The organism is Tabrizicola sp. (genome assembly GCF_016792905.1).
Classification (GTDB): domain Bacteria; phylum Pseudomonadota; class Alphaproteobacteria; order Rhodobacterales; family Rhodobacteraceae; genus Tabrizicola.
The window spans coordinates 1-6,118 of the sequence record NZ_JAEULP010000090.1; the positions used below are offsets into that span (position 1 = coordinate 1).

Below are 6,118 nucleotides of genomic sequence, written 5' to 3' on the forward strand. Positions count from 1 at the left end.
ACCTGCGGACAGTACCGCGATCCGCTGCCCGATCCAGGCGATACCCGCCCCCGCGACAGCTCGCGACAGATCGTGCTGGCGGACCGGCCCAGAAGCCGCGCGATCTCCCGCTGGCTCGTGCCCCGGCGATGCTCCGCAAAAAAAACACCGCACGCTCGCATGCGTCCAGATGCCGCCCCCGCCTCTCCATCGCAACCCCCCTCCAAACCTCAGGTGTTGCGTTCCTTTCTAGAGGCTAAGGTTTCTTAACCTGTCGCCGGACGCGGGCGGGTGCGAGATTTGATGTGGGAGGGGCGGGTACCCCCACCCCCGGCGCCTCCCCACGCGGGGGAGGGGAGGCGCTTTCTGCGACGTGCCCGGCGCCGTCGCGGGTCGGGGCGGCTTTCGAATTGAGCGCTGACGCGCGAAGACTCCTTGTCTCGCCTCTGCGCGTGAAGAACGCGCAACCGGCTCGGACGAAGGGCCTCCGGCGGGGATATTTGGTGCCAGGTGAAAGGGCTTGCGGATATTGGTCGGGGGCCGCAGCCACGAGTTGAGCAAGGCCATCTCGACGCCCCGGTCATAGGTCAGGCTCCGGCGTGAGGTCGGCGGGCAAGTGCTTCATCTGCCGGGTGAAGCCCTCCAGGGCCGCCGCGGCCCCGTTGCCGTCCATCTTCGCCAGGGTCACGAAGCGCGTCTTGCGCTCGACCAGGGTGCCGACCGATGAACGGTTGGCGGCACCCTTGAGCAAGTCGCCCTCCCAATGGCCGGGCACGAGGCGCGTGTCGACCTCTTCGGGGCTGTGAAGAATCCTCAAGCTTTCCGGGACGATGGCACTGCCGCCCCGGGCTTGCGCCCGATGCCCCGGCCGCGGCCGCGCCGGAGCTCGCCCTGGCGCAGCGCCTCCACCAGCGCCGCCTTAAGCCCGCCGCGCGGTTGGGCGTAGATCATGGCGTATGTCGTCTCATGGTTCACGCGGGCCTGGGGATCATCGGGGGGCATGGCCCGCAGTGTCGCGGCAACCTGCGCGGGCGACCAACGGAACTTGACAAGCCGGTGCCAGACGAAGCGCCAAAGCGCCCCGCCCGCGACCAGTTTGCGCCGCCGACGGCACCGCAGCCGCCGCCGCGCATAGGCGTGCTGGCCAGCCTGCGGACAGTACCCCGACCCCGTTCCTGGCGGCACCCGCCCCCGCGCCAACTCGCGGCAGATCGTGCCCGGCGAACGGCCCAGGAGCCGCGCAATCTCCCGCTGGCTCGTGCCCCGGCGATGCTCCGCAAAGATCATCGCCCGCTTCGCACCGTCCAGATGTCGACCCCGCCTCTCCATCGCAACCCCCACTACAACCTCAGGTGTTGCGTTCCTTTCTAGAGGCTAAGGTCTGTTAAGGATTGGGAGGGTCGGACTGAGCGGGGTGGGATGGGTTGTACCCACGCCTTTCCATCCGCCATGCGGGGCGTGAAATCACAGACCTCGGCCCACTTGCGTCACACAGCGTCAACCGAAAACTTGACCGTGCTCTCAACAAACCGAAAGCTACGGCTTATCTTTCTGAGGGCGTCGGCCGCTTCTTCGTCGCAGAAATAGTAAGGATACTTTAGGAATGCCTGGCCAAATTTTAAGCTCGTCTCGTATATCGTCTTCGGCTTGATGCGATTGCCACCCTTAAACTTGATGAAACCTTTGTGTAGCAGAATATATGGTTTGCCACACAAGCTGCAAATTCTCTCTTTGTCCCTCGAGAGAACAGGATCAATGTCTCCGGCATTTTCATAGAAGAGATCGTCGGAAACGAGGGTATTCTTCAGTATCAGAAAGTACGCATCACTTGATAGCCTTCTCATTTCAAATTGGCCTTCAAAATCATCGCAAATTTGCTGTGCCGTTGCCTTCCGCGCAAGCCAGAATCCGCAGGCAAGGCCGATTTCTTGGCTCAATCTAAAAGCCTCAATTTCTGGCAGAGATTCAATTTCCACAAAACTTGGAAGGCCACACTTTCTGCAGCAATCCTTGAACACCGTCGTCAATAGACGCGCCAGGCCAGTACGATGTTCATCCAAGATTACTCTGAAGACTCTTGCTGCATCATTAGCGGTGTTGTGTTTCGAGTGCATGTCAGAGTTTACTGTCCTTTTCCAGATGGCTACCGTAGCAAGGTACTGCGCGTAAACATCCGGATACCTAGATTTGGCTTTCGTATTGGGATCATCCCAGACTCTGTCAAGGCAACCAATGATCTCGGTTAGGGTAAAGTTGGATCGAATGTCGGTCCCACTCTGGACACCACCGAATGCAGCGTTTACCCATAGTCCACCAGCGCTCTGTAGGGTGCGTGATTTCACGCACCCTCCGGGTCGTGATCCGGGCCTGATGCGGCCCGGACCCTTTGGCTTACTTCGACAACTCCGCCATCATGTCGTCGAGTGCCTTGCAGGTCGCGGCGAGGTCATCGCCCCCGGCGGCGGCCTTGGTCGCAAGGTCCTGCAACTTGGGCATAAGCTCGGCGACCTTCGCAGGGTCGGAGGCGGCGAGTTCCTGGATCTTGGTGGTCAGGTCGGTGGCCTTCTTGGTCGCCACCTCCTGCGTGCAGGTTTCCTCGGTGCAGGCGGCCAGGAAGCCGGTGGCGGCGAGCGCCAGAATGGTGGATGCAAAACGCATGGGTCGTCCCTCGTTATTGATCAAGTCTCGCGACGGAAAGGTGCCGCAGGGGAAGCGTAGCGCAAGCCTCGCGACCACGCACGAAACCGCGAGCGGCACCGCGCGGATTTCCGCCCGGCAGGGCCGGTGGCTTGACCTTTCGGCCCCGGTCCCGCAGGTTGCCGCGCATTCCAGACAGGACCCGGAAACCGGGCAAAGGCAGATGGCACAGAGCACGCGACCCTTCTCGGGCTTCGAATTCATGATCGCCTGGCGCTATCTGCGGGCGCGGCGGGCGGAAGGCGGGGTCTCTGTGATGACCTGGATCAGCCTGATCGGGATCACGCTGGCGGTCTTCGCGCTGATCGCGACGATGGCGGTCCGGGCCGGGTTCCGGGCGGAGTTCGTCAGCACGATCCTGGGGGCGAACGCACATGTGACGGTCTATTCCTCGGGCGAGATGGATGCGGATGGCAACCGGCTGCGGGGGTTCGCGGAAGCGTCGCCGATCGGCGATGCGCTGAAGGCGGTGCCGGGGGTGACGCATGCCGCGCCCGTGGTGCGCGGCCAGGTGATGATCACCGACGGGAATTACAACGGCGGGGCGGAGGTCTTCGGCATTGATCCTGCGGATTTCGCGGCGATCCCGGCGATGCACGAGGGCGGCGACGATCTGGGCGACATCGCACGGTTCCCCGAGGGCGTGGCACTGGGGTCGGGGATCGCGCGGGACCTGGGCGTGACGGTCGGTGACAAGGTGCGGCTGATCTCTCCGAACGGGGTGAAGTCGCCGATGGGCAACTCGCCGCGGGTGAATGCCTATGAGGTGGTGTATGTCTTCTCGACCGGGAGCCCGGATATCGACCGGACCCGGGCTTACCTGCCGCTGGCCGAGGCGCAGGCGTTCTTCAACGCGGAAGGCCGGGTCGACGAATACCTGGTGACGGTGGCGAGCCCGGAGGAGATTGACAGCTATGCCACGGCGCTTCTGCAGGCGGGGGGGCCGGAGGCGATGCTGTGGAGCTGGAAGGACAGCTCGGGCGCCTTCCTGCGGGCGCTGACGGTCGAGGACAACATGATGTTCATCCTGATGTCGATCCTGGTGCTGATCGCGGCGATGAACATCATCTCGGGCCTTGTCATGCTGGTGAAGAACAAGGGGCGGGACATTGGCATCCTGCGGACGATGGGGCTGACGGAAGGGTCGGTGCTGCGGGTGTTCTTCCTGTGCGGGGCGTTCACCGGGATTGCGGGGACGTTGCTGGGGGTGGCGATCGGCTGCCTGTTCTCGGTCTACTTCACGCCGATCTTCGATTTCATCAACTGGCTGGCCGGTGGCGGGGTCTGGGACCCGACGGTGCGGCCGATCTATCACCTGTCGGCCAAGTTGCAGGCGGGGGACGTGCTGTCGGCGGTGATCCTTTCCTTGTTCCTGTCCTTCGTGGTGACGCTCCTGCCGGCCCGGCGGGCGGCGCGGATGAACCCGGTCGAGGCGCTGCGCTATGAGTGAGGCGATGCTGGAGATGACGGGGATCGGCAAGGGCTACAACCGCGGCAAACCCTCGGAAGTGGTGGTGCTGCGGGGGGCGACGCTTTCGGTGGCGAAGGGCGAGGTTGTGGCGCTGGTGGCGCCGTCGGGGGCGGGGAAGTCGACGCTTCTGCATATCGCGGGGCTGTTGGATGAGCCGGACAGCGGTGTGGTGCGGCTCGGCGGGCGTGAGATGGGGGGCTTGTCGGACCGGGCCCGGACCGAGGCGCGGCGGGCGGAGGTGGGGTTCATCTACCAGTTCCACCACCTGCTGCCGGAGTTTACGGCGCTGGAGAACGTGGTGATCCCGCAGCTGGCCAATGGCGTGACGAAGGCGTCGGCGGAGGCGCGGGCGCGGGAGCTGCTGGGCAAGGTGGGCGTGGCGGAGAGGGCCGATCACCGCCCGGCGGCGCTGTCGGGGGGCGAGCAGCAGCGCGTCGCCTTCTGCCGGGCGCTGGCCAATGCGCCGAAGCTTCTCTTGGCGGACGAGCCGACGGGCAACCTGGACCCTGCGACTTCGGATCAGGTGTTCGGGGTGCTGATGGAGCTGGTGCGGGGGACGGGGCTCTCGGCGCTGATCGCGACGCACAACCTGGAGCTGGCGGCGCGGATGGACCGGGTGGTGCGGCTTTCGGCAGGCCAAGTGACGTAGATCAAGGCGGGATCGGCCTGTGGTCGGTCACGGTACGGCTTGGAGGATGAGATGATGCGTCATGCCTGGATGATCCTGCCGGCCCTCATGTCGCTGGCGGCCTGCGTGGAGAAGGACAAGGTGCCCTCGGGGGCCGAGGATTTCGCGACCTTCTGTTCGGCCTGCCATGGTGCGGGCGGCAAGGGCGATGGCGATGCGGCGGCAACCCTGGACCGCAAGCCCGCCGACCTGACCGGCCTGTCGGCGCGAAATGGTGGGGCGTTCCCGGGGACGCGGGTGATGGCGAAGATCTGGGGCTATACCGGAGGCCATGACGGCAAGTCGCCGATGCCGCAGTTCGGGCCGCTTCTGCAGGGCGAGCTGGTGCCCTATGACGGCGGCGACGGGATTGCGACGCCGACGCCGGTGCGGCTGGTCGGGATCGCGCAGTACTTGAAGACCCTGCAGGACTGAGGCGCTGCCCCGGCCTTTTGCGCGGTCGGATATGGGCGGACCAAGGGGTGGACCTTGACGGGTTGCACGCCTAGCTTTCCGCGCAAAGGAGATCCGCGATGAACGTGCTTCTGGAAACCTGGAAAACGCCTTTCGGCCTGCCGCCCTTTGCGGCGATCCGCGACGAGGATTTCGGGCCGGCCTTCGACGAGGCGCTGGCCCGGGCGCGGGTGGCGATTTCGGCAATTGCCGAGGGTGCGGGGACAAGCTTCGCCGAGGTGATCGAGGCGCTGGAACTGGCGGAGGGCGATCTCGATCGGGTGGGGGGCGTGTTCTACAACCTTGCCGGGGCGGACTCGACCGAGGCGCGCGAGGCGCTGATGCGGGATCTGGCGCCGAAGATGTCGGCGTTTTCCAGCGAAGTCACCAACAACAAGGCGCTTTTCGCGAAGATCGAGGCGCTGTGGCAGGGGCGCGAGGGGCTGGGCCTGACGGCGGAACAGGCGCGCGTGCTGGAATTGTACCGGCAGATGTTCGTCCGCTCCGGCGCGGCGCTGGAGGGGGCGGAGGCCGAGCGGTTGACGGCGGTCAAGGCGCGGCTGGCGGTCCTTGGGACCGAGTTCAGCCAGAACCTGCTGGCGGACGAACGGTCGTGGTTCATGGAACTGTCGGATGCCGACCTTGGCGCGCTGCCGGGCTTTGTGCAGGATGCCGCGCGTGCGGCGGGGGCGGAGAAGGGCACCGGGCCGGTGGTCACGCTAAGCCGCTCGCTCATCGTGCCCTTCCTGCAATTCTCGCCGAACCGCGCCTTGCGGGAAAAGGCCTATGAGGCCTGGGTCGCGCGGGGGGCGAACGGGGGCGAGACCGACAACCGGGCAATCGCCGCCGAG

8 protein-coding genes and 1 pseudogene are annotated in these 6,118 nt (G+C 65.2%); 4 read left to right on the forward strand and 5 right to left on the reverse strand.

Annotation, left to right across the window (positions count from 1 at the left end; all coding sequences use genetic code 11):
• From JNL31_RS18960 to JNL31_RS18980, 5 genes are all read right to left on the reverse strand, one after another.
• Positions 1-161: helix-turn-helix domain-containing protein (locus JNL31_RS18960; protein ID WP_294976897.1), on the reverse strand; the 161-nt coding region annotated here is incomplete at its 3' end.
• 398 nt (positions 162-559) lie between these two features.
• Positions 560-796: a hypothetical protein gene (locus JNL31_RS18965; RefSeq protein WP_294976876.1), complete on the reverse strand. Its 237-nt coding sequence runs from the start codon at positions 794-796 to the stop codon at positions 560-562.
• The gene (locus JNL31_RS18970; protein WP_294976879.1) at positions 793-1,308 is read right to left on the reverse strand and encodes a helix-turn-helix domain-containing protein; all 516 of its coding nucleotides are present in this window, start codon (positions 1,306-1,308) and stop codon (positions 793-795) included. The genes JNL31_RS18965 and JNL31_RS18970 overlap by 4 nt, the downstream gene beginning before the upstream one ends.
• A gap of 158 nt (positions 1,309-1,466) precedes the next feature.
• Complete coding sequence (locus JNL31_RS18975) at positions 1,467-2,321, reverse strand: hypothetical protein (RefSeq protein WP_294976882.1); 855 nt, start codon at positions 2,319-2,321, stop codon at positions 1,467-1,469.
• A gap of 49 nt (positions 2,322-2,370) precedes the next feature.
• Entirely contained in the window at positions 2,371-2,637 is a 267-nt protein-coding gene (locus JNL31_RS18980; RefSeq protein WP_294976885.1) for a hypothetical protein, read from the reverse strand.
• 202 nt (positions 2,638-2,839) lie between these two features.
• Here JNL31_RS18980 and JNL31_RS18985 point away from each other — a divergent pair, with 202 nt between their 5' ends.
• From JNL31_RS18985 to JNL31_RS19000, 4 genes and pseudogenes are all read left to right on the forward strand, one after another.
• A complete protein-coding gene (locus tag JNL31_RS18985) occupies positions 2,840-4,126 on the forward strand; it encodes a lipoprotein-releasing ABC transporter permease subunit (protein WP_294976888.1) in 1,287 nt (428 codons plus the stop codon).
• Positions 4,119-4,796 (forward strand): ABC transporter ATP-binding protein, encoded by a 678-nt coding sequence (locus tag JNL31_RS18990; RefSeq protein ID WP_294976891.1) that lies wholly within the window; start codon positions 4,119-4,121, stop codon positions 4,794-4,796. The genes JNL31_RS18985 and JNL31_RS18990 overlap by 8 nt, the downstream gene beginning before the upstream one ends.
• A gap of 54 nt (positions 4,797-4,850) precedes the next feature.
• Positions 4,851-5,249 carry a c-type cytochrome gene (locus JNL31_RS18995; protein WP_294976894.1) on the forward strand — a complete coding sequence of 133 codons (399 nt, stop codon included), beginning with the start codon at positions 4,851-4,853 and terminating at the stop codon, positions 5,247-5,249.
• A 98-nt stretch (positions 5,250-5,347) separates the two neighbouring features.
• Positions 5,348-6,118: pseudogene (locus JNL31_RS19000) on the forward strand (peptidase M3); the annotation flags it as partial.